Genomic DNA, 22,690 nt, shown 5'->3' with positions numbered 1-22,690 from the left:
TTTTAACCCTTCAATAGTTTGCGCATCCTCTAATTTATACTTACCAATCTCTGTGCGTCTAAGCTCACTTACATAGGCACCAACTCCCAACTCTCTGCCAATGTCTCGCGCGAGCGCTCTTATATATGTACCGCTTGAAACTTTAGTTTTTATTTTAAGCTCAGGGTAATTATAATTAAGTATTTTAATTTCATAAATTTTCACACGCTTTGGCTTAAGTTCCGGCACCTCGCCCTTTCGCGCAAGTTCATACGCTTTTTTACCTTTTATTTTCTTCGCCGAATAAATAGGCGGCATCTGATCCTGCTCTCCTTCAAAATTTTTTAGAGTTTCTTTTATATCTTCTATGTTTGGAATTTGTAATTTTGAATTTGTTTGTATCTTGTATCTTGTTTCTTGTATCTTTCCTGTAATATCGAAGGTATCAGTTTCTGCACCGAGGGTTAGCATTGCCTCATACACCTTATTAAGCGCCATAAACTCCGCCTGTTTTTTTGTCTCCTCTCTCCCCACAAGCACTATCAAAAGCCCTTCAGCAAAAGGATCTAAAGTTCCCGCGTGTCCGACCTTTTTTATTCCGGTAATTTTCCGCACCTCATCCACAATATCGTGAGAAGTAGGACCGGGTGGTTTGTTAATAAGTAGCATAATTATTCTTTTATTTTTTTTATTTCATCCCTGATTTTTGCCGCTTTTTCAAAATCTAGCTCTTTTGCCGCTTTTTTCATTTCTCGCTCAAGCTCTTTTTGAGCCATGTTTTTGTAAGATTTTGCGTCTTTATTTTCGTCTTCATCATACAGCATGCCTGCTGGCATTTGGTGAATTTTCTTTTTTATTGTCTCGGGTGTTATTTTATGTTTTTTATTGTACTCTTCCTGTATTTTTTTTCTTCGTTTAGTTTCTTTTATTGTACGCTCCATAGATCCTGTTGTTTTATCCGCGTATAAAATTGCTTTGCCTTCAACGTGTCGCGCCGCTCGTCCAATTGTTTGCAAAAGCGTTGTTTCATTGCGTAAAAACCCCTCCTTGTCAGCATCAAAAATAATAACAAGAGAAACTTCGGGAAAGTCCAGTCCTTCACGGAGAAGGTTAATACCGACAAGTACATCATATTTTCCCTCTCTAAGTTTTTGCATGTGGACAGGCCTATCCAGGGTTTTTATGTCAGAGTGTATGTAGTTTACCTTGAAACCCTCTTCATTTAAATATTCGGCTATGTCCTCCGCGAGTCTTTTGGTTAGTGTAATGACAAGCACTCTTTGGTTTTTTTCTATTCTTAGCCGCATCTCTTCCATCGCATTTTGCATCTGGTTTTTAGTCGGACGCACTTCAATTTCAGGATCCAAAAGCCCTGTCGGGCGCACTATTTGCTCCACTATATTTTCTTTGCCCGCCTTTTCAATTTCATACTCCCCGGGGGTTGCTGATATATAGATTGTTTGACCAATTGTTTTTTTGAATTCAGAAAAGTTAAGGGGTCGGTTATCAACAGCAGAGGGTAGGCGAAATCCGTGCCGTATAAGAGTTTCTTTTCTTGCCCTGTCTCCGGCGAACATGCCCCTAACTTGAGGAATTGTCATGTGCGACTCATCTATTAAGGTAAGAAAATTTTCAGGAAAGTAATCTATTAAAGTAAATGGGGGGGCATTAGGCTCTCTGAAGTCTAAGTGGCGGGAGTAATTTTCAATACCCGGACAGTAACCCATCTGTTCAATAAGCTCCATGTCGTAGTTGGTTTTTTGTTCAAGGCGGTATGCCTCAATATCTTTTCCTTCTTTTTTTAACACAGCAAGTGTTTCTGCAAGTTCGCCCCGTATATTGCTTAAAGCAATTTTTAATTTATCTTCAGGAGAAACCCAGAAATTAGCAGGCCACAGCTTAATAGAAGCATACACAGGTTCAACCTGTGTATAAGGGCCTGTGTATAATGCGGAGATACTGTCTTTTCTTAGTTCAATTATTATGGGCTCTTCTCCTGTTGGGGGGTGAACTTGAACCCGGTCTCCTTTTGCACTGAAATTTCCCGCTTCAGGCGCAAAATCATTTCTTGCGTATCCAAGCCCTATCAGGACGCTTAAAAGTTCTTTTCTTGTGATTTTTTGTCCCGGGTAAACTTCAAGACTAACTTTTTGGTAGGTTTCAGGCGAACCTAGGTTGTATATACAGGATACCGACGCAATTACTATTGTGTCCGGACGTGTTATAAGGCTTTGGACGGCCCCGTGGCGCATGCGATCTATCTTTTTATTTATACTCGCGTCTTTTGCAATATATGTGTCGCTTTGGGGTATATATGCTTCGGGCTGATAGTAGTCGTAGTAGCTTACAAAGTAATGGACCGCGTTGTTTGGAAAAAATTCTTCAAATTCCTGATACAGTTGCCAGGCAAGAGTTTTATTATGGCTTATCACAAGGGTTGGGCGATTTGTGTTTGCAATAACATTTGCCGCGGTGAATGTTTTTCCCGAACCCGTAACACCGTAAAGAACCTGATGATTTACACCACTATTTAGTTTTTTTGTTAACTGCTCTATAGCTTTTCCCTGGTCGCCTTGCGGTTTAAACTGTGTTTTGAGTTGAAATTTCATGGAAAGCCACAGTATACAACATATTTTGTAAAAAATCTATAATAGTTTTTTAGCTTATCCGTAGTCCATAAAAGCACAGAGATATTTGTTCACAAATGAGCTTAGGACCCTGTCTTTTTTGCACCTCCGCATGACGGGATTTTAATTTTTAATTACACAATGTTTTTTATACTTTGTCTACTTGTAGATATGATTTCTCTGTGGTATTTTTTCTACAAGTCCTTTGACAACTACTAAAGGAGGAATGATGGGAAATACCCTGAAAAATAAGCATGCCATTTCACTGGCAGTTGTTTTGCTTGCCCTTGCTGTTGCCCTCAGTTTACTGGGAGCCAACCTGCTTGGAGCATTTAATCACTATGAAGAGCCCTCACTTACAGAAAAGAAGGCCGATCTTATCAGTATGTTGAGTGATGACAAGTTTGATAACGATCTTTTCTTGGCCAATATTACAGAGGAAGACCTTTCTGTTCTGGGTGAATATGTTCGCCCTGTTACAGTTTCCGCTGTTCGCAATTATACCAAGAGCGAAGTTGTAGAAATACTCAAACAACAGTATCCCGATGACATCAACAGTTTTGAGGATGTTCCTCAGCGGATTAAAGATGGTTTTAACGCGGAAGGTGTTTTCCCCGCGGTTATTGCCAACAATCAAGTGAATGGCTTTCTGGTAAATAATCAGGTGGTTGTTCCTTTGGCTGCTTTTACTCAGGTGTTGCAAAGTAATGCCGACGATGCTGACAAGATTCATGTTGAAATTAAGGTTCGGGCAAACCCTGAGGTGGAAGACGACTGGAAAGAGGAAGTTCTCTTCAGTGGTTCTGCCGGTGATTTTGTAACCGATTCCGGTGTAAAATTTGAGGCCGATCATAGTCTGGCATTCTTGCTACGACCCGACACACAGGTACTTGTTGAATCAAATGAGTACCCATATGCGGAGGCTCAGATTAAGGAAGTTTCCTCTTCCAACGCTGTGGTGTACGGAAACAACGCGCGCACAGCTAAGGCTGAGGTGTCTCATGTAATTCAGGACAGAGGACTCATTGTTATTAATGGGGCCTTTAGTCAGCAGGACTTTGGACTTCCAGTATTCGTTTTGAAAGACGGCAAGCCGGTTTGGGCCGGAGTCATTGTTTCTGTGGTAGATTCACATACCGCTGTGGTTGTTAGTACCGAAGCCCTTAGGGCTAAAGCCCTTCAACGATAAGGAGGTGAAGAGGTGAAAACAAGAAAACTAATTGCTTTATTTGCCATCTTTTCATTAGTGGCAGTTGCCTGCACTAATGGAGATTCCGGCAATAGTGTATCTGATGCGACACAACCAGCACCCTTTTCGGATGTTTTACGTATTGCATCAGGCGAGCCCGCGACTCTTGACCCACACCTTGTAACAGATGTCGGGTCCCACGGGTTTACGAGCAAGCTTTACGCGGGGCTCCTTCGTTTGGACCCGGCCATGTATGACAAAGACGGAAACCTTGTTGCTGTCGGCGCGGCTATTACGCAAGACATGATAGAACAGTTCAGGAGGGGAGAACTCTTCGCTTCTGCTGTTGTTGTTCCTGATCTTGCAGAGTCTATGCCCGAGGTAACAGAGAATCCTGACGGTACTACAACTTACACCTTCACTATTCGTGAAGACGCTAAGTTTTCTACCGGACGGTCTGTAACCGCGTGGAACGTTGCGTACTCTTTGGACAGAGTCGCAGATCCTAAAACTCGCAGCACTACCGCCGAGCTTTACTTAGGGGATATTGTCGGCGTTATAGAGATGCAAAGAAAACAGGTTATTAACCGTATATCTCCGAACCAGGATGAGGTTTTTGTAGATATTCCAGGGGTGGAGGTTCTGGACGAACGCACCATCCGAATTACAACTAAAGTTGATTCAGTGAATTCGGATGTCTTCCTGATGAAGATGACCTATCCCGCCGCCGCTGTTGTGGACAAAATTCAGGCCGAGGGCGCTGCCCGCTGGACTGATCGCCCAAATAGCACGGGGCCGTATGTCATTGTTAAAAAAGATGTCGCCGAAATCATTATGGAGGCGAACCCGAACTATCACGGCGACAAGCCAAAGATAAACAGGGTTATCTTTTACCTTGCAGGCGGTTCTACCTATCTGAGATATCAGAATGGAGAACTGGACTTTACGGGTATCGGTATTGCAGACCTTGACCTTTTGGACGAGGTTCGCGACTCTAATTCGGCAATCTCGAAACAATATTTTGAGGCAACTGAAATGTCTACATCATATATCGGAGCCAACAACCTTGTTCCTCCGTTTGATGACCCTCTTGTGCGAAAGGCCTTTGCACTGGCTATCGACAGAGAGGCAATCGCGAAGAACGTTTTTCAAAACCTGGTAATTCCTGCGCATGGCATTTTGCCACCCGGTATGCCGGGATACAGAGCAGATTACAAGGGTCAGAAGTATGACCCCGATGAGGCGAGAAGGCTTCTTGCGCAAAGTAAGTACGCGGGCAACATGCCCCGCATCAAGCTTACTATTTCAGGAGGCGGTTCGTCCCCCAGTATTCTTTTTCAAAGACTTGTAGAGGCCTGGCGGGTAGAGCTTGGGGTTGATGTGGAACTGGAACAGATTGATTACGCGACATTCCTTGAAGAGATGAAAAAGGGTTCTTTCCAGATGTTCTCACTTGGCTGGATAGGTGACTATCCCGATCCCGATAACTTCCTGATGAAGTTCGAAGGCTGGCGTTCGGCAGCCAACAATGAGACGCAATATTCCAATCCCGCAGTGGATGCGCTTATTGAACAGGCCCGCACAGAGAGTGGTCTGCAAAAGCGCATTGCTCTTTCTCAGCAGGCTGAAGACATAATCGTGGACGAAGCCCCTTGGTTTGTGCTCTTCCACTCAAAAGACTCAGTACTTGTGAAACCCAATGTATGCGGCTACTTCCCAACACCAATGGGAATTTCAATAACACACAACATCTATTGGTGTGAAAACAAGTAATAAAAAATATCCCCCGATTTTTTCGGGGGATTTTTATTTATGAGGGGTTGACCCCGACACCAACTTGCAATCCGTGTTTAATTTTAATGTAAATTTTCTAATTTGAATTTATCTTTACTATATTTAAACTTAGCAGTAACACGCTATCAAAAAAATATTGCAAGTTGGCGTGTGGGGGTTGACCATAAATAGGTAATAGTATATTTTAAGTGCAAAGTTCTTACCAATCCTAAAGGAGGTACAAAATGAAAAAGTGGGTAATTTTCCTCACTGTATTTGCTCTTATTGCAACCGCTTGTGCATCAGGCGCTACCACTGATACAACCTCAACAGTAGATGGTTCGCAATCTTCGGATGACCCTTTCTGTATTCAAGTTGAACGCACAAGAGTGGATTTTGGGGTAGCAAACGACTTACATCTTTTGTTGAACCAGAGATCTGTTTTTTATGATGATAACGTAAGCGCCGACTATATTTTGAATGAAGTTTTGGAAGAGATGTTTGGCTATCTTAGTGTTTACTCAAGTGATATTCCCCAGTGGGCCAGAGATATCGTAGATGAGGAAATTGAACGGGCACGGGAAAGTAATAGCGACCCTGATTTTTCCGTATTGAACGATGTTTACAGCGAACTTGTGAAAGATCCCAGATACAGCGACCTTAGTGACCCGTCTCGTTTGGAAGAGTTTTTGGTTGTTGTGTTCGAGGGGATAATTGAGGCCCTTGGCGACCCCTTCTCTTCTTATATGAAAGCTGAACACTGGCTTACGGGTTTTGCGGACAATTCAGGCCGTTACCAGGGTGTGGGCATGGGTACTACTATGAACTCACGCGGAGAAATTTCTATTTCCTTTGTTGAAGATGGCGCTCCGGCAAGCAAGGCGGGACTCAAACTTGGTGATGCGATTACCAAGATTAACGGACTCAGCACGGAAAGCTGTACAAACCAGCAGTTTATATTGCGGGTTCGTAGTTTACAAGATCCGAAACTCACACTTGAGATAGCGCGCGAAGTGCCCGGTTCCGCGGAAAGAGATGTTTTTACCATCAAGGTTGAAAAGGCCGAGGTAAAACAGCTTGGAATTTCAACATATCCCGCAGTTGAGCTCCCTAATAACAGAGGAACAACTCTTGAGGGAGTACCCTACAGATGCGGAACGCGCGGAATTGGTTTGCCGTGTCCTTTTGAGGACGTAGATGGCGATGGTGTTTCCGACACGCTTTATGTGAAGATTCATGAGTTTTCCGACCAGATGAGAGTGGACCTTGAGTACGCCCTGCAGAAACTTGATGAGGAGTACGGTCTTGATTCGTTTAAGGGCATTGTCGTGGATGTTCGTGATAATCCGGGAGGACTTGTTAGCGCGACAATGGATGCGGTAGACTATTTTCTCTCCACAAGCGATGTTATCTTTATTCAAAGAGATAAAGGCGCATCAGGAGAGCCGGTCTCTGTGTATATGCGTCAAAACAAGGTTACATATATCTCCCCCGACACACCCATTGTTGTCTTGATGAATGACCAAAGCGCGTCCGGTTCTGAAGTATTTGCTGCCGCCATGCGCGACAATAACCGTGCCACCATTGTGAACGATAGTGAGCGCAGTCGCGGCAAAGGCACTGTTAACATGTGGTTTACGCTTAAACGAGGTGAGTATGGAGCGGTTTATGTTTCTATTGGAATGTGGCTTACCCCCAAAGGGGAGTTCATTGAAACTCGCGATGAGGATAATGATGGATACGATGAGCTTGGTGGCTTAAAACCCGACATTCATGTACCTTGGACGGACTCAGATTACGCAAAAAATAACCGGGACGTAAATTACGACCCGACACTTACAGCAGCTCTTGATCAACTTGCTAAAGAGTTGGCTGAATAAATATTGTTCTAAAACCCTGCACTATGAGTGCAGGGTTTTTATATATAAGGGGTTGACCCCCACACCAACTTACAATAACTTACAATATTTTTTTGACAGCATATTACTGCTAAGTTTAAATATGATAAACATAAGCTCAAGTTAGAAAATTTACAGTAGAAGTAAACATGGATTGCAAGTTGGTGTGGGGGTTGATTTTTTGAGTTTTGGATGGTATTTTAAATCCAGCTTCTGCCAAAGGCAGACCGGTTTTAAACCGGCATTAACAAAAAAGAAAGAACGAAAGGAGGTCTAATATGAAAAAGACTTTGTTGTTGATAATTTCTACACTACTTTTTTTAGTATCTGCTTGTAGTGGCACTCAAACCGTGCTCATAACAGATACTTCTATCACAGAAAATTCTACTACTACTACAACAACAACTTTGTCTAATCCGACAGAAGGGTTGGAAGTGGGAAACATAGCACCCGATGTCACACTACTTGCCTTGGATGGCTCAAAGCACAAGCTCTCAGATTTTAGAGGACAGGTTGTCTTTTTGAATTTTTGGGCAAGCTGGTGTGGGCCGTGCAGAGCAGAAATGCCGTCTATGCAGAAAGCGTACGAAAAGCTCAAAGATGAGGGATTTATAATTTTGGCGGTTGATGTTGGCGAGGATAAAGAAACTGTTGAGGACTTTATGCAGGAATTCGCTCTCACATTTCCCGCATTTTTGGATGAAGACAGAGAGACTTATAAGGCTTTTAATAAGACCAACGGCATTCCCCAGACCTATATCATTGACAGAAACGGAATTGTCCGCTTTTACTTGTCAGGTTCCACAGACTGGAGCACTATTAGCGGTATGGGTAAATTAATAGAGATATTGGGAATAGAAAATGATTGAAGTAACAATCTGGGCCGCTGTTTTTGCCGGACTGCTCTCGTTCGTTTCTCCGTGCGTGCTTTCGATGGTTCCCACATATCTTGCCGCAATGAGTGGAAACAAGACCCGGCGAAGCATGCTTTTTAACGCACTAACTTTTGTTTTTGGATTCTCTATTATTTTTGTTGCACTTGGGGCATTGGCTGGATTTTTCAGTTTCTACGCCATACGCGAGTTTTCCTGGATAATGCAGGCGGCAGGTTTTATTGTTGTGGTGTTTGGACTGCAAATGATACTTGTTTCGCTTGATGTGGGATGGGCAAAAAAAGCATTCAGTTTTTTATACAGAGAAAAAAGACTTCAAGTTAAGAAGGGTCGTAATTCTCCTGTGAGGTTTGGACTTTTAGGCATGGCGTTTGGTTTTGGCTGGACACCATGCATAGGTCCAATCCTTGGAGGCATACTCGCACTCGCATACAGCGAACAAACAGCAACACGAGGGGCGTTTCTACTCTTCTTTTATTCTATGGGATTAGGAATACCCTTTCTATTAAGCGCGTTTTTTGCCGGCAGCATAACAAACAAAATTCGCAAAATAGGCGGGCTGTATAAGATTATTGAGATCGTAAGCGGTCTCATGCTCATAACTCTCGGTATTCTTATAGCAACTGACAACCTTGTTCTTTTAAACGCATGGTTCTATAAATTAGTATCTTAAAACCCCTCTAACAGAGGGGTTTTTGCTTTACACAAAAAATTGACAAAATTTAAAAAGTATAGTATACATTGGACACTTGTTCTTAAACAAAAAGGAGGTATAAGTGAAAACTCTTAAGAATGTTTTGGTTGCACTGCTTGCCGTTTTTTTGCTTGTTTTGCTTGCATTTGTTTTAGTTAAGTTTAAGGTGCCTGCGCCAACACCCTTTATCTCAGCTGAAGCTGTTGTGCATAATGCAGTAGATATACCTGAAACTACACTTGAAATTATTGAAACTTTTGAAGATGAGTATAAAGTTAGAGTTTCTATAATTCAAGGGGGCGATTATGCCGCGATATTGTACAAGGACGATTATGATAAAATTGAAGATTGGCTTCACGCACTTGAAGAAGCCCTAAATCTTGTTCCGGAAGAAACAAAAAATTATCTAAGATATATTGAGTTTCATTCAAATACTGAATCTTGGTATACCGCGCAAGCACCCACAAGGGGGATTAATATAAATCTTAATCCTAATCTCGTACATCCATTTACTTTTGAGTATTTTTCGGAAGATGGTTACAGCGAAAATGAAATGATATATGTTTGGCTGCATGAGCTTGGACATCTTTGGGATGAGGAGTATTCTGCCGAAGATATGTACCGGGGCCAATATCCAGGAATGCTTAAAGGTGTTACCAGATACGGATGCATAGGTTATATTGAAGAGTGTCGAATTTGGGATATGAATTTCAAGGAAAATTTCGCTGAAGCCTTCGCGCTTTATGTGGTAATGCCTGACTATCTTAATGATAATTTCCCCGAGACATATGGTTGGCTAAAAGAAAACGCATTTTACAGCAAAGAATATAACATTAACTTTGAACCTCCAACTTCTGTATTAGCCAGATTAACTGGCGAACATTGATAGTATCTTAAAACCCCTCTAACAGAGGGGTTTTTGCTTTACAAGGCAGCTTAATAGTGGTATTTTAACTTATTCCGTTCATTGACAACTTAAGATAACAAAAAGCAGTGACCACAAAGAAAGGAGGCAGACCTCCTTTCCTCCACTAAAAGTCCATTTCGAAGCTTCAGCAACCGCTTAGATGCAAGGCGCCGGTCCGAAGGAGTAGCCGGAGGCATACTTCAAGGGACGGCAACACAGCCAGATAAGCGGTTGCTGAGCTTTCCGAAGGACGGGCGTATATTTCCCATATTCTTTGTTTTCATCGTTCATGCACATCTGTGCATTTCACTCTTCAGGCCTAGAATATGAAAAATATCCGCTCCGCCAAATGGATTTTGAGTGGACGAAAGGAGGTCCAAAATGCGTTTGTTCAAAACCATTGTCCATTACAGTAAGAGGGCTCGCCGTAGCTTAATCGCAGAAGCGATTAAAGAAACATGGCGCGATCCTCTTGGTAAGGGCGCAATCTTCATGCTTGTATTTTTTGCGGGTTTGTTTGTACTTTCTTTTTGGGCTCCGTATGATTACAGAGTTCAGGATTTGGAAGCTACAAGGCAGGGAGTATCGGCCGGACACTGGTTTGGCACAGACCTTCTTGGGCGCGATATGTTTACTAGGGTTTTGTACGCGACACGCCCCACACTTATCTTGCTTATGATGACTGTATTTTTAGGCGGTTCCGCTTTAGCAATTATTCTTGGAACGTGGCCTATTTTTTACAGTAAGAAGGCGGACTTTTTTGTCCAAAGAACAAGTGAAGCAATAGGTGGTATGCCCGCGCTGTTTATAATTATTATACTTACCGCAATTTTGCGGCCTTTGTATGATGATTTTATTTATGAATCAAGCGCTTTGGGCGAGTGGGTCGTTAAAACAGGCCTTGCAGACCTTGGACTTATTATGTTTGTGACAGCGCTTATTGGGTGGGTTGGACCGGCAAGAATGTATCGTTCCATGGTGCTTCAACTTAGGGAGGCCCCGTTTGTGGAACGTGCAAGAATGCTCGGTGCTTCGCGTACCAGAATATTGTTTCGGCATGTGATACCGCAGCTTTTTCCCTACATTACACACGCCACACTTTCAACACTGGCGGGTGTTATCGGCACAGAAATTGCCCTTTCCTTCTTGGGTATAGGCATTCGCGCTCCGCATCCGTCCTTTGGCGCCATGTTCTCAGAGAGCGCTTCAGCAAGGCTACTTAGCTCTGCTCCGCACATGCTTCTGTTCCCAGCCTTGGTGGTTTCACTATTTCTTTTGGGACTTAGAATACTGGATATTCGCTCTACTGTAATTATCCGCAAGAAGCAGAGCGGGGAGGTGTGAAATGATAGTACAGTACATACTTTTTGCTGTAGCCGCGTGGCTTGTGGGACTGTTTATAAGATCGGAAAAGAGAAACAGAAAATTTATTGTGAAAAGAGTTGCCTGGGCGGTTATTATAATTGTAGCGGTATCTATTCCTTATCACTACATTGTAACGACAGCTCCCGGAGATCCTGTAGATATAATTGCGGGTCAATATGCCTCAGAAGAGGTTAAGGAAGATTTGCGCGAAGAGCTCGGTTTTAATGACCCGTATTTAGTGCGATACTCGCGCTTTATGACAGGATTTGTTACAGGGGACTGGGGTGAAAGCTATCGCTTGCGCGACCAGTCAGCCAGAGAGCTTTTTGATGAAAGAGCGCTTGTTTCAGCTCCGCTTGGCATTGCTTCGGCAGCCATAGTGATTATTTTCGGAGTTCCATGGGGTTTGTTTACCGCTTGGAAGCAGGGAAGTTGGATAGATAACCTGTTTTTTGTTGGAGGTCAGATTTTTATCATAATTCCGTCTCTAATAGTGATACAGATATACATTCTTCTGTTGTCTATTAAGCTTAATCTTTTACCTGCCGGATGGCAGGGCGGATGGGAAGGAATTTTTACGCTCTCAGCCATAATTCCAATTCTCGTTCTGGCGGTACCCGGCATATTTGGAATGGCGCACTTTGTGCGCTCGGCAGCACTGCAGTCTGTAAGACACAGCTCTGTAACTGCCGCAAAAGCCAAGGGTATGTCTACACCACAGATTCTTAAAAAGGTTGTACTTCCCGATATACGAGGTCCTTTGATTATTGCTTTGACACCGGTTATGTTCACCTTCTTTGAAGGATCGTTTTTCGTTGAAATGATATACGGCATTCCCGGTCTTGCGGTCTTTCTTTTAGACTCGCTTTTTGGAAGAGATTACCCCATTATTTTGAACATAGGATTTCTTGGAGTGTGCCTGGGTATTTTTAGTAAGATAATTGAAGATATCCTGCAACACACAGACCGCAGAGTGGATACCACATGAGAAAGGAGGAAGGTAATGAGCATTCTTGAAGTACAAGACCTGACCGTTGCCTTCCCCTTTGAAATATCAGGGGAAGGCAACCAGGACAGCGAAGAATATATTTTTCCGAATAAAGAAGGTTTTTTCAAAAAAACAGGAAGCTTGAAAAAGGTTTTACACTCTGTTTCTTTTGAGATGTCAAAAGGAGAGGTGCTTGGACTGGTCGGGGAAAGCGGATCGGGAAAAAGTATGACTTCTTTGGCAGTAACCCGGCTTTTGCCTGATGGGGCAGTTGTTGCCGATGGGAAAATACTTTTTGAAGGCGTTGACCTGTTAAAACTTTCAGACAAAGAGATGCGGGAGAGATATCGCGGCAAGCGTATCTCTACCATTTTTCAGGATGCCAAGGGAACTTTTGTTCCCTCTCGCGCGATAGGACCTCAGATTGCTGAGATGCTTGTTATGCACGAAGGCATGAAAAAGAACAGGGCAAAAGAAGGCGCTATAGAACTACTTCGTGAGGCGAATGTTTCAAATTCTGAAGAGAGTTACGATAAGATTATAAGTGAATTGAGCGGAGGCGAAGCACAAAGAGCGAGCATTGCCATGATGGCGCTTTCCACTAAGCCCGACCTCTTGATAGCGGATGAGGCTACAACCGCTTTGGATGTTACGGTGCAGAAAAAGACACTGGACTATCTTATAAAAGTTGTGCGTGAAAAAGGAATTTCACTTCTTTTTATCACCCATGACTTTGGACTTGTTGCTGAGTACGCCGATAGGGTTGTTGTTTTGGACAAAGGAAAAGTGGTTGAAAGCGGAGACGTAGAGCAGGTGTTTTACAGTCCGCGTTCGGCATTTCTCAAAGATGTGATGAGCAATCTTTTGCGTGTGGATGAATCCTTGCGCGAAAAGTCACAACACAACACAAAAACCGATAAAGTGGTTAATGTTTCTAACATGTCTGTTTCCTTCAGCATTTCTGAACCGGTAAGCCTGTTTAAACAAATAACTCATGTAAACCGGGCTGTGGTCGAAGTGTCGCTTAACTTGCACAAAGGAGAGATACTGGGCATTGTCGGTGAATCAGGAAGCGGAAAGACAACTCTTATGCGCGGAATTCTCAACATTCTTCCGGACAGAGCGGACATTGAAGGCAGTGTCTATGTTTTTGATAAAGACATGCACTCTCTTTCTGAGAAAGAACTGCTTCCTATTCGCAAAAAAATTACCGGAGTGCCACAGAGTTCGGCTCAGGGCTTAACTCCGGGCAAGCGCGTACGCGACATAATAGGCGAACCTCTGGATATACATGGGCTTTATGAGTCTAAAACACCTTATGGACGATACGCGGAAAAGGAGAATAGAGTAGCGCAACTACTTGAGGTTGTTGGACTTCCTCCTGAGCGCGCGAACGAGGTTGTAGGCAGGTTTTCCGGAGGCGAACAGCAACGGATAGCTATTGCCTCAGCTTTGGCAACAAGCCCGGATGTGTTGATACTTGATGAGCCCACAGCATCGCTGGACGCGTCACGCAAAAGAACGATACTGGAGCTTTTAATTAAACTCCATAAAGAAAGAAATCTTTCCTACATAGTTATTTCCCACGAACTTGCTACCATTGCCGCCATATGCGACAGGGTCGCCGTTATGTGGAAGGGACGAATTGTGGAAATGGGAATGCCGGAGCAGGTTTTTAAAACCCCCGAGCACCCCTACACAAAACGCCTTATTAACTCCATCCCCATTCCTGACCCGCGCCTCGCGCGGGAAAGAGAGCCGGTGGATGACGAGATAAAGCTTTACTATGAACTGTCCGACTCTGTTCTTACAGAGGTAAGAGAAGGACATTTTGTCGCGAAGCAAAGACTTTAGTACATACGGCCCCAATGTTTATCGCAAGATAAAATCGGGGCCGTTTTTTGTTGTAAACAAAATTGTTTTTGTGTATAGTTTAATCAGTTCTATTCAAAAATAAAGGAGGTGATTTTTGTGTTACGCAGAGTTTTCGTTGTGTTTTTGACTGTTATGGTTTTTCTTTCTGTCTGTATGTCAGAAACTACAGAGATACCTGTTACAGAAAATAATCCATACGCACACCTTGCGGGAAGCTGGGTTTCAGATACCCACGATTTATACACGATGCACGGTGTTACTGTAACTTTTAGTGATGATATTAATGACACTGAAAAAATTTTGTGGCTGGGATACTTGCAGACATCCTTAGAGCTTTTGCCCAAACACATAATAGATAAAATAAGCGGTCTTCTTGTCAGTTTTAACAGCGGGGACACATGCATAGAAGATAACTATTTGGGATGTTTTACGCAACATAATTTTTCTATATTCGTAAGTGTAAGCAAGCAAACGAGAGAAAGGTCAAACATAAGGACAATACTGCATGAGATAGGACACGCTGTTGACTACAGACTGGACCCGTCGGGCCCTTTCTTGCCGGAGAGTATACACAAAAACCGCCATCGCCCTTCGTCCTACGCGGGAACTAACGCGTATGAGGATTTCGCCGAATCATTTGCCGTTTACATACTTAGTCCTGTCTATATGAAAAAAAACTTTAAAGTTAGATACGACTTTATGAAGGAAAAAGTATTTCTGGAAAAATAGCATATAAAAAGCGCCAAATATAGGCGCTTTTATTTTTAATACGGCATCGAATAAAACCTATCTTAGTATAGGCAGGCACTACTTTACAAGCTCGTTTTGCGAGCTTGTTCTTTTATAAAAATGTGGTATATTGACATCAATAGAAACAGTAAAGGTTTGAATGAAGGGAGTTATATGCAAAAATTTGAATACAATTTTGATAGGTTTGTAGGCCTGAACAAAAAGGAGATGGGTTTTCGCGATGTTGTAGAAGACATCGTTACTTTTGTTAAGGAGGATTCTGATAAAGATTATCGGGTAATTGTAGGCTCAGATTCAGAAGGGTATGGAGACGTGGCCTATGCCACAGCTGTGGTTATACACAGAATCGGGTCGGGCGGGCGCGCTTTTATTTCAAAAAATATTGTATATACCCCACGCTCTTTGCGCAGCAAGATATATAATGAAGCGATGCTCTCGTTGTATCTTGGACAACAGATATTGCCGGAACTTATAAGTGCCGGTCTTTTGGAGGAAAACTTCGTTATTCATGTTGATATTGGCCCCAACGGGGAAACAAAAGACATGATTAAAGAGGTGACAGGAATGGTTAAAGGCTTTGGTTTTCAGGTTGCTACCAAACCCGAATCTTATGCTGCTTCATCTGTCGCAGACAGATTTGCCGTTCCCCCCAAAATCATATCTGCGGCATAGCCTTAAATTCAGCACAATATAAAGCCTCCTCGGGGGCTTTATTTTTTTATGTATAAAATATATCATGTTCTATATATTAAATATTTTTTATGGTTAAGAAGTTTAAATTAGTATCCGGGATTTTATTGATTGTATATATTTTATTTATAGTTGCTTTCGGTTATTTTTCATATAGCCACAGTAACGCGTATGAAACAGAAGCTTCCGGTGAGGTTATTTCCGTCTATTGGGATGAGCTTGAAAAAGAAAGAGGAGAGTACGATTTTTCTAAAACTGACGCGCTTTTGTCTCAGGCAAAAGGAAGGGGTTTAACTACAACCCTGGCTATAGGTTTTAAGCTTCCGGATTCGTCGGGTGGAGAGGGGGAGTGTAGGTTTCCTGGTTGGTATGACCACGAAGCCGTGCAAGCAGAAAAAGACAAACAGCTTTTTCAAATGTTAAGGACTGTTGTAAATAGATATGAAGAAAATTCTTCTGTCGTTGCTTGGCAGGTGGAGTACGATAGTTTTTCGGACAAAAAAGGATGTCCTGTGGCTGATGCCGGTCTTTTGGACGTGGAGATAGCGCTTGTAGAGGGTGTGGATGACGGCAATAAGCAAGTTATTGTAGAGCGCGCATCCGTGTCATTAGGCGATTTTTTTGAATGGGTAAAAGGATATTTGAGGTAATTTAGTTTTTAATAAAGTTTAAAAGAATTTCTGGCTCCGCTTATTTCTATAAAACACATAACAGACAATAAACTCTGTGAAGCGGGGTTTTTATGTTTCAAGTTTTATGCTCCATGTTTCAAGGATAAATCATGATAAAATGAATTTAGATGGAAAATAAAAACAATAAGAAAAATTCACTGTATTTTCCCGTTGGATTTTACTGGGGGACCGCAACCTCTTCGCACCAAATAGAGGGAAATAACAAAAACAACGACTGGTGGCGGGCGGAGCAGGCGGGTGAGATAAAGCAAAAAAGTGGTAAGGCCTGCGACTCATATAACAGGTATGAAGAAGATTTTGATCTTGCAAAAGAACTGGGCACAAAAGCCCACCGTTTTTCAATTGAATGGAGTCGCATAGAGCCCGAAGAAGGAAGGTTTGACGAGGCCGAAATGGAACATTACAAAAAAGTCGTTAAGGCACTTAAAGAAAGGGGGCTGGAGCCGTTTGTAACACTTCATCATTTCACAAATCCTATATGGTTTGCCGATAAGGGCGGATGGGAAAATGCAAGAAGCCCTTACTACTTTGCCAGATATGCCGAATATGTTGCAAAAAACCTTCCCGAAGTAAGATTTTGGATAACTTTAAACGAACCCATGATTTTCGGGTTTAACGCTTTTATGGAAGGACGATGGCCACCTTTTAAAAAAAGTTTCAGGTCAATGTGGCACTCTGTTTACAATATGACGCATGCCCACAAAGCAGCTTACACAAAATTAAAAGCTGGTAACAGCGCTTTAGAAATAGGCATAGCTAAAAATAATAGTTATTTTGACGCGTATAAAAATAAATTTATTTCACGCATTGTTGCAGCCGTTTTTGATGGAATATGGAATGTCTGGTTTTTAGAAAAAATAAAACATGAGCAGGATTTTGTAGGAATAAATTATTATTTTCACAACAGAATACAATTTAAATTTTCTTCTCCTAAAAAATGGATGAATCAAAATGAGAATAAAGAAGTTTCAGACATGGGTTGGGAAGTTTATCCCGAAGGCTTGTACAAGGTTGTAAAACAAGCTTCGCACTTCCACAAGCCTGTATATATTTTTGAAAATGGTGTCGCCGATGCAGATGACAACCAGCGCTCACGTTTTATAAAGGAGCATCTAAAATGGCTGCATAAAGCAATAGAGGAGGGGGTTGATGTTCGGGGATATTTTCACTGGTCGCTTTTGGATAATTTTGAATGGGCAGAGGGTTTTAAAATGAAATTCGGTCTTGTTGAGGTTGATTTTGAAACGCTTGAAAGAAAGCCCCGCCCCAGTTTTTATGTGTATAAAAAGACATGCAACCAAAATGCATTAAATGGCTAAATGGCTGATTATTTAAAGCTAACCGTTTAACCATTAGCGAACGAAGTGAGCGCAACCATATAACCATTTAATTTTTCGAAGAAAAATTATGTTGTGGTTTTACGTAACAATTATCTCATATCTATTATTCGCGGTCGGTAATATATTTGACCGCTATATCTTGAAAGGGCCTCTTCAGCATCCGCGCTCTTACGCTTTTTATATTGGAGCAAGCGGCATATTTGCTGTGTTTCTTATTCCTTTTGCGAATTTCAGAGTTCCACCCGTATCAACAATTGTTCTGGCGGTTTTTGCGGGCTCAGCGGTAATTGTAGCTCTATATTATTTGTTCAGAGGTATTTATGAGGGCAATGTTTCCACTCAAGTGCCTATGGTGGGGGCTTTTGCTCCTGTGTTTACTCTTTTTTTCGGGTTTATTTTTGCGGGGGAGCGTGTTGAGCCAAGTACCCGGGGATTTTTAGCTTTATTTTTTTTGATATTGGGAATTATATTTCTGTCTATACGCCTTAAATCCCACGAACTTCATTTTACAAAAAAACATGTTTTATACGCGCTTTTGGCAGGCATGTTTTTCGGACTTGGCTTTGTGTTGACAAAAATGGTTTATGAGCTTGAAGAATTTCTCAACGGTTATATATGGACAACAGTCGGAGGAGTGATCATGGCGTTTATTTTTTTCTTTATGCCGGGAACAAAGGAAATACTTTTTAAAGAATCGCCAATAACAAAAAAGACGCTTTGGCTTCCTCTTTTGGGAGGCAAGGCAATAGGTACACTGGGTAATGTGGCTCAGAATTATGCAATATCAATTGCGGCATTTGGACAACTCGCTTTCATCAGCGCGCTTGCGGGAGTTCAGCATTTGGGGATTTTAATAATCGCGGTTTTTCTTTATTTAACAAAACCTGAACTGCTTGAAGAAACGTTTACAAAAAGATCGCTGAGTATCAGGTTGTTGGGTATAATATTTATAGGCGCGGGGATATATTTGTTGATGACATAATGGCTCGGACTACGTCCTCGCAAATGGTTAAATGGCTACATGGTTATATGGCTAAAAATCCCGTGAAGCGAGATCAAAGGTTTTCGCCTGCCTGAACGAAAGTTTGCAGTCAGGCAGAGAGGAACGCAAACGCAAATCCCTGGGCCCCGCTAAAGCGGGACCGGGATTCCGGCCCGAAGGGCCTAGGAACTATTTAACAATTTAACCATTTGACCATTTATTCCCATGAAGCATAAAATTCTAAAATATTTTTTCTTAATTTCACTTATCGTATATGCTCTTTTCGTAGCTCTTTTTGGTTTTTTGTATGTAGGACCTGAACCCGAAGTTACCCCTTTGGAAGATATAACCTGGGGGATTAACTTTTCTCAGCGTCAGGCGCGCGAACTTGGACTTGATTGGCGCGATACGTATATAAAATTACTGGATGACTTGGACGTAAAACATGTACGCATCCCTGTGTATTGGGACGAGGTTGAAGCAGAGCGCGATACATTTGATTTTGAAGAGTGGGACTGGCAACTGGACGAACTTCACAAAAGAGGTGGCGAGGCGATAGTGGCAGTAGGCATTAAGCTTCCCCGCTGGCCCGAATGCCATCTTCCCGGCTGGATAAAGGAGGCGCCACAGGAAGAAAAAGAAGAAGAACTTTTTGAATATATAACGGAGGTAATAGAGCATTACAAAGATCACCCCGCCATAACACTGTGGCAGGTTGAGAATGAGCCGTTCCTCTGGCCTTTTGGGGAGTGCCCCAGGCCCGACGGTGACCTGGTAGATCGTGAAATTGCTTTGGTGCGTGAGTTAGACCCTTCAAGAAAAATTGTTATCACCGATTCAGGGGAGTGGTCCACCTGGATACCAAGTGGTAAGCGCGCCGATATTCTGGGCTCTACGCTTTATCGTATAATTCACGATGACCGTTTTGGTTTTATTGAGTATAAATTTTTTACACCGACTTTCCATGCAAGAAAAGCCCTGTTTTTGCATTTTTGGCGGCCGGAGGTCCCGGTTATTGTGGTAGAGATGCAAGCGGAGCCGTGGGTAACAACCATACCTCTTTCTACGAGCAACATTGATGAGCAATATATAAGCATGAGCCCCGAACAGTTTAGAAAAAATGTAGATTTTGCACAAAGGACCGGGTTTGATACATTCTATCTTTGGGGCGCAGAGTGGTGGGTTTGGTTGCTTGAACACGGAGAGACGGAAATTTGGGAGTATGTTAAAACGTTATTTTCTACATCAACAAAATAAATCCACCACTCTGTGGGAAGGGGTCCCGCCAGAGGCGGGCAGGCGGGGAAACGGAAGTTTCCCGTGGCGGATGTCGTTTTTGTCCTGCCTGCCCGCCCTTTGGCGCGGAGCTTGTCGAAGGACATAGCGTTTAGTCCTCTAATTAACAACTCAAATAAAAAAGAGCACCTATGTGCTCTTTTTGTGTATATTGTATACAAAATTTATATACACCTCGTTTTCCGCGGCTAATTCATAGCCGCTTTTTAACAGGTTGTTTGCTCTGTGCTGGCTTTTGTGCCAGCTTTTTGGAGAAGGTGTGATGGAGCTTAGGATTTTTCCTGAGACAAATATTGCCAAATCTTCTCTTGAGGCAGGCCCCAGGACTTGGGGGTACTCGTATTCGGCGGTACCCTCTATGCCCTTTATGCTGTGGTCGTCCAAAAGGACGAGCAAAACGGCGATATACTGCTTTTCATGCAGTATTGAAGGAACCTCCTTTCGAAAAATCTGTACTCGCGCCTTCTTGTGGCAGAAGGTGAGTTTTCCAAGGGAATTTTCCACACCTTCTCCCTCGCTTCTTTGGAGAGGGTCGGTTCTTATCATTGCAGCAAGTGGCATTTTATTCACTCCTTTCTGTGTGTTGACCAGCAGTAGCTCAAAAGAGCTGCTGCTGGTTGGGTTTGGGTTCTTCTTTCGGCGGGGACTCCCATGCCTCCAAGTGGTCTATTGCCCACCTGGGCAAATTGAATTTGAAAACGACATTGCGCCTGGCAGTAGTTTCGCTTACCGCCCAGGTATATGTGTCAATTTTTTTCTCCAACTTGGGAATCCAGCCCCCCACTTTCCAGCGAATTTTGGGCCTGGTCACTTTTTCTCCTCCTTTGCAAAGAACACATTTTCATTATTATACAATATTGTGAATAAAAAGTAAAGATGTAGCACTTCCTTTTAGGATGATATTATAAGTATAAGTTCGGGCTTACGCCCTCACAATTTTTAATTTCAAATTCTGAATTTCAAATGAATGACCAAATGACCCAATGTTTTAAAATTAAAGTATTAAAAAATTAAATTGAAATTTAAAATTTAGAATTTTATGAAATACATCTTAGGTGTTGATGCCGGCGCCACAAAAACCACAGCCCAAATAGTTTCCCAAGACGGAGAGGTTTTAAGTTTAGTAAAGGGTAGTGCGGCAAGCATGCACATGCACAACAGGAATGATTTTAAACAGGCAATTGAAGGAGTTGTTATAAAAGCTGTGCATGAGAGCGGCAAAGATATTAAAGAGTTCTATGTGGCATGTTTTGGTGTTGCCGGTATAGATACAGAAGAGCTTTGGAACGAAGCGCGACGCCTTATAGCCGATGTTGTTCCGGTTGAAAGCAATAACAATCTTCTTGTTTATAACGATATTAAAATAGTGCGTCCGGCATGTTCAGATAAAGAGTTTGGAGTATCGGTTATTGCGGGTACGGGAAGTAATTTTTACGGAATAAATGAAAAAGGGAAGGAGGCTTACGCTTCAGGTTTAGACCACCTTCTTTCAGATGAGGGTTCAGGTTACTGGGTTGGCGCGAAGGCTCTTCGGGCGGTTGTGCGTAGTATGGATGGCAGGGGGGAAAAGACCATGCTGGAGGAGCTTGTTTTAGAAAAGTTTTCAATAAAAAACGCGCGCGAACTCGCGGATCTTGTTTACGAAGAAGGTTTTGGCAAAAGAGAAATAGGTGAAGTTGCGAAGCTTGTAGACGAGGCATATATTAAAGACGACAAGGTTGCAGAGAGTATTTTGGAAAGCGCCGCCTCTGAAATAGCTCTTGGTATAAATGCTGTGGTGCGCCGGCTTGGTATGGCGAATTCAGAATTTGACATCATCACGGTGGGCGGTATGTTCCGTTCCCCATTTCCTTTTGTTGAAAAGATACTACCTAATCTTGAAACTCCCAACGCCAAACTTATAGTTTGCCAAAAAGATCCCGTTGAGGGTGCTGTAAGACTTGCCCTCCAGCTTGTTTCTTCTGAAAAAGCATAAATACCAATATAAAAAATGCATCATGGTCATGATGCATTTTTTAAAATCGACTCATACACGTGAGTCGATTTTTGGGAATTGACTCATGACCATGAGTCAATTATTTAAATCAACTCATTATCGTGAGTCAATTATTTTTACCCTCGTGTTTTACAAATATATAGTGTACACCCCTGCCTCTTCCTTTCTTTTTTAAAACCCCCATATCTTCAAGTTCTCCCAGGTCGCGGGTCGCTGTAGCGTGGCTTACTCCTGTTATTTCCTGCCAGAGATCGTTTGTTACTCTTTTAGTACCAGCGTGTTTTAAGTGGCGCAACGCGGAATCTACCCTTTTGGAGTGAGGTTTTTCATGTGTTTTTTCACGCGCTGTTATTTGGCGCATCCAAAGCTCTAAAAGTACGCCAAGTGTAAATACCACGAGGGCCGTCCAAAAAACCATTTCACTTGTGCTACCTATTTCCATATCTGTATTCTACCATAATTCTTTAATGTCCGGGTCCAGCAACATAGGTAACACTTAGGTTTGTAAAATAATAACGTCTTTATTAGCTAAATTTAGACTTTTGAGCTCTTCAAAATACTGATAAGGCGTTTTATACACCTCGCTGCGCTTGGTGCAAACTGCTACGCGAGGTGCGCCCGCGCGAGTGGTATTCCAAACCTCGGGCATACACAGGTTCAACCTGTGTATGCGCTCGGTTCAACCTGTGTATGCGTTCGTTAGTTTACACCGAGCGCAGCGAGGTGTGGAAAATTGCCTGTGCTTCATAAAATAAT

At 42.5% G+C, this 22,690-nt stretch carries 20 protein-coding genes; 16 read left to right on the top strand and 4 right to left on the bottom strand.

Translation table 11 applies throughout. The annotated features are described in order from the left end of the window. Together truB and uvrB are read right to left on the bottom strand one after the other, a co-directional pair. A partial coding sequence (gene truB, locus WDZ40_01975) for a tRNA pseudouridine(55) synthase TruB (protein ID MEX0877616.1) occupies positions 1–648 on the bottom strand: 648 nt, incomplete at its 3' end. Positions 649–650: 2 nt separating this feature from the next. Next, on the bottom strand, positions 651–2,588 hold the full coding sequence (gene uvrB, locus WDZ40_01970; protein ID MEX0877615.1) for an excinuclease ABC subunit UvrB: 1,938 nt from the start codon (positions 2,586–2,588) through the stop codon (positions 651–653). A gap of 244 nt (positions 2,589–2,832) precedes the next feature. On the opposite strand from uvrB, the gene WDZ40_01965 reads away from it, so the two are divergent. From WDZ40_01965 to WDZ40_01895, 15 genes are all read left to right on the top strand, one after another. Next, the gene (locus tag WDZ40_01965) at positions 2,833–3,795 is read left to right on the top strand and encodes a hypothetical protein (protein MEX0877614.1); all 963 of its coding nucleotides are present in this window, start codon (positions 2,833–2,835) and stop codon (positions 3,793–3,795) included. A 12-nt stretch (positions 3,796–3,807) separates the two neighbouring features. Continuing rightward, on the top strand, positions 3,808–5,568 hold the full coding sequence (locus WDZ40_01960) for a peptide ABC transporter substrate-binding protein (protein MEX0877613.1): 1,761 nt from the start codon (positions 3,808–3,810) through the stop codon (positions 5,566–5,568). Positions 5,569–5,813: 245 nt separating this feature from the next. Further along, entirely contained in the window at positions 5,814–7,448 is a 1,635-nt protein-coding gene (locus WDZ40_01955; protein MEX0877612.1) for a S41 family peptidase, read from the top strand. A 296-nt stretch (positions 7,449–7,744) separates the two neighbouring features. Beyond that, a complete protein-coding gene (locus WDZ40_01950; protein MEX0877611.1) occupies positions 7,745–8,335 on the top strand; it encodes a TlpA disulfide reductase family protein in 591 nt (196 codons plus the stop codon). Continuing rightward, complete coding sequence (locus WDZ40_01945) at positions 8,328–9,032, top strand: cytochrome c biogenesis protein CcdA (GenBank protein ID MEX0877610.1); 705 nt, start codon at positions 8,328–8,330, stop codon at positions 9,030–9,032. Before WDZ40_01950 ends, WDZ40_01945 begins: the two co-directional genes overlap by 8 nt. A 103-nt stretch (positions 9,033–9,135) precedes the next feature. Then, a complete protein-coding gene (locus tag WDZ40_01940; GenBank protein ID MEX0877609.1) occupies positions 9,136–9,939 on the top strand; it encodes a hypothetical protein in 804 nt (267 codons plus the stop codon). 402 nt (positions 9,940–10,341) lie between these two features. Then, the gene (locus WDZ40_01935; GenBank protein MEX0877608.1) at positions 10,342–11,304 is read left to right on the top strand and encodes an ABC transporter permease; all 963 of its coding nucleotides are present in this window, start codon (positions 10,342–10,344) and stop codon (positions 11,302–11,304) included. Between the two features lies 1 nt (position 11,305). Further along, positions 11,306–12,313 (top strand): ABC transporter permease, encoded by a 1,008-nt coding sequence (locus WDZ40_01930; protein MEX0877607.1) that lies wholly within the window; start codon positions 11,306–11,308, stop codon positions 12,311–12,313. A 15-nt stretch (positions 12,314–12,328) separates the two neighbouring features. After that, on the top strand, positions 12,329–14,167 hold the full coding sequence (locus tag WDZ40_01925) for an ABC transporter ATP-binding protein (GenBank protein MEX0877606.1): 1,839 nt from the start codon (positions 12,329–12,331) through the stop codon (positions 14,165–14,167). A gap of 174 nt (positions 14,168–14,341) precedes the next feature. Next, positions 14,342–14,917, top strand: coding sequence for a hypothetical protein (locus WDZ40_01920; protein MEX0877605.1), 576 nt, complete (start codon positions 14,342–14,344; stop codon positions 14,915–14,917). A gap of 174 nt (positions 14,918–15,091) precedes the next feature. Further along, on the top strand, positions 15,092–15,610 hold the full coding sequence (locus WDZ40_01915) for a ribonuclease H-like YkuK family protein (GenBank protein ID MEX0877604.1): 519 nt from the start codon (positions 15,092–15,094) through the stop codon (positions 15,608–15,610). Between the two features lie 89 nt (positions 15,611–15,699). Beyond that, positions 15,700–16,278 (top strand): hypothetical protein, encoded by a 579-nt coding sequence (locus WDZ40_01910; protein MEX0877603.1) that lies wholly within the window; start codon positions 15,700–15,702, stop codon positions 16,276–16,278. A 149-nt stretch (positions 16,279–16,427) separates the two neighbouring features. After that, entirely contained in the window at positions 16,428–17,639 is a 1,212-nt protein-coding gene (locus tag WDZ40_01905) for a glycoside hydrolase family 1 protein (GenBank protein MEX0877602.1), read from the top strand. A gap of 88 nt (positions 17,640–17,727) precedes the next feature. Further along, a complete protein-coding gene (locus WDZ40_01900; protein MEX0877601.1) occupies positions 17,728–18,642 on the top strand; it encodes a hypothetical protein in 915 nt (304 codons plus the stop codon). A gap of 225 nt (positions 18,643–18,867) precedes the next feature. Next, the gene (locus WDZ40_01895) at positions 18,868–19,899 is read left to right on the top strand and encodes a cellulase family glycosylhydrolase (GenBank protein MEX0877600.1); all 1,032 of its coding nucleotides are present in this window, start codon (positions 18,868–18,870) and stop codon (positions 19,897–19,899) included. 168 nt (positions 19,900–20,067) lie between these two features. Here WDZ40_01895 and WDZ40_01890 read toward each other — a convergent pair whose 3' ends face one another. Next, positions 20,068–20,499, bottom strand: coding sequence for a hypothetical protein (locus WDZ40_01890; protein MEX0877599.1), 432 nt, complete (start codon positions 20,497–20,499; stop codon positions 20,068–20,070). 478 nt (positions 20,500–20,977) lie between these two features. Here WDZ40_01890 and WDZ40_01885 point away from each other — a divergent pair, with 478 nt between their 5' ends. Next, complete coding sequence (locus WDZ40_01885; protein ID MEX0877598.1) at positions 20,978–21,913, top strand: BadF/BadG/BcrA/BcrD ATPase family protein; 936 nt, start codon at positions 20,978–20,980, stop codon at positions 21,911–21,913. A 127-nt stretch (positions 21,914–22,040) separates the two neighbouring features. Here the strand turns inward: WDZ40_01885 and WDZ40_01880 are convergent, their stop codons facing one another. Further along, positions 22,041–22,376 (bottom strand): hypothetical protein, encoded by a 336-nt coding sequence (locus tag WDZ40_01880; GenBank protein MEX0877597.1) that lies wholly within the window; start codon positions 22,374–22,376, stop codon positions 22,041–22,043. Positions 22,377–22,690: the final 314 nt, after the last annotated feature.

This window comes from Candidatus Spechtbacterales bacterium (assembly GCA_040879145.1).
Classification (GTDB): Bacteria; Patescibacteriota; Minisyncoccia; order Spechtbacterales; family 2-12-FULL-38-22; genus JAWVZY01.
Note: the sequence above shows the minus strand (reverse complement) of the source record. Positions and strands in the feature narration are given on the sequence as shown.

Bases quoted from the DNA above. Each gene is read 5' to 3' on its own strand.
- uvrB (MEX0877615.1), bottom strand. From the start codon at position 2,588: ATGAAATTTCAACTCAAAACACAGTTTAAACCGCAAGGCGACCAGGGA.
- WDZ40_01905 (MEX0877602.1), top strand. From the start codon at position 16,428: ATGGAAAATAAAAACAATAAGAAAAATTCACTGTATTTTCCCGTTGGA.
- WDZ40_01935 (MEX0877608.1), top strand. From the start codon at position 10,342: ATGCGTTTGTTCAAAACCATTGTCCATTACAGTAAGAGGGCTCGCCGT.
- WDZ40_01945 (MEX0877610.1), top strand. From the start codon at position 8,328: ATGATTGAAGTAACAATCTGGGCCGCTGTTTTTGCCGGACTGCTCTCG.
- WDZ40_01910 (MEX0877603.1), top strand. From the start codon at position 15,700: ATGGTTAAGAAGTTTAAATTAGTATCCGGGATTTTATTGATTGTATAT.
- WDZ40_01895 (MEX0877600.1), top strand. From the start codon at position 18,868: ATGAAGCATAAAATTCTAAAATATTTTTTCTTAATTTCACTTATCGTA.
- WDZ40_01915 (MEX0877604.1), top strand. From the start codon at position 15,092: ATGCAAAAATTTGAATACAATTTTGATAGGTTTGTAGGCCTGAACAAA.
- WDZ40_01920 (MEX0877605.1), top strand. From the start codon at position 14,342: ATGTCAGAAACTACAGAGATACCTGTTACAGAAAATAATCCATACGCA.
- WDZ40_01900 (MEX0877601.1), top strand. From the start codon at position 17,728: ATGTTGTGGTTTTACGTAACAATTATCTCATATCTATTATTCGCGGTC.
- WDZ40_01880 (MEX0877597.1), bottom strand. From the start codon at position 22,376: ATGGAAATAGGTAGCACAAGTGAAATGGTTTTTTGGACGGCCCTCGTG.
- WDZ40_01950 (MEX0877611.1), top strand. From the start codon at position 7,745: ATGAAAAAGACTTTGTTGTTGATAATTTCTACACTACTTTTTTTAGTA.
- WDZ40_01890 (MEX0877599.1), bottom strand. From the start codon at position 20,499: ATGCCACTTGCTGCAATGATAAGAACCGACCCTCTCCAAAGAAGCGAG.
- WDZ40_01955 (MEX0877612.1), top strand. From the start codon at position 5,814: ATGAAAAAGTGGGTAATTTTCCTCACTGTATTTGCTCTTATTGCAACC.
- WDZ40_01925 (MEX0877606.1), top strand. From the start codon at position 12,329: ATGAGCATTCTTGAAGTACAAGACCTGACCGTTGCCTTCCCCTTTGAA.
- WDZ40_01885 (MEX0877598.1), top strand. From the start codon at position 20,978: ATGAAATACATCTTAGGTGTTGATGCCGGCGCCACAAAAACCACAGCC.
- WDZ40_01965 (MEX0877614.1), top strand. From the start codon at position 2,833: ATGATGGGAAATACCCTGAAAAATAAGCATGCCATTTCACTGGCAGTT.
- WDZ40_01930 (MEX0877607.1), top strand. From the start codon at position 11,306: ATGATAGTACAGTACATACTTTTTGCTGTAGCCGCGTGGCTTGTGGGA.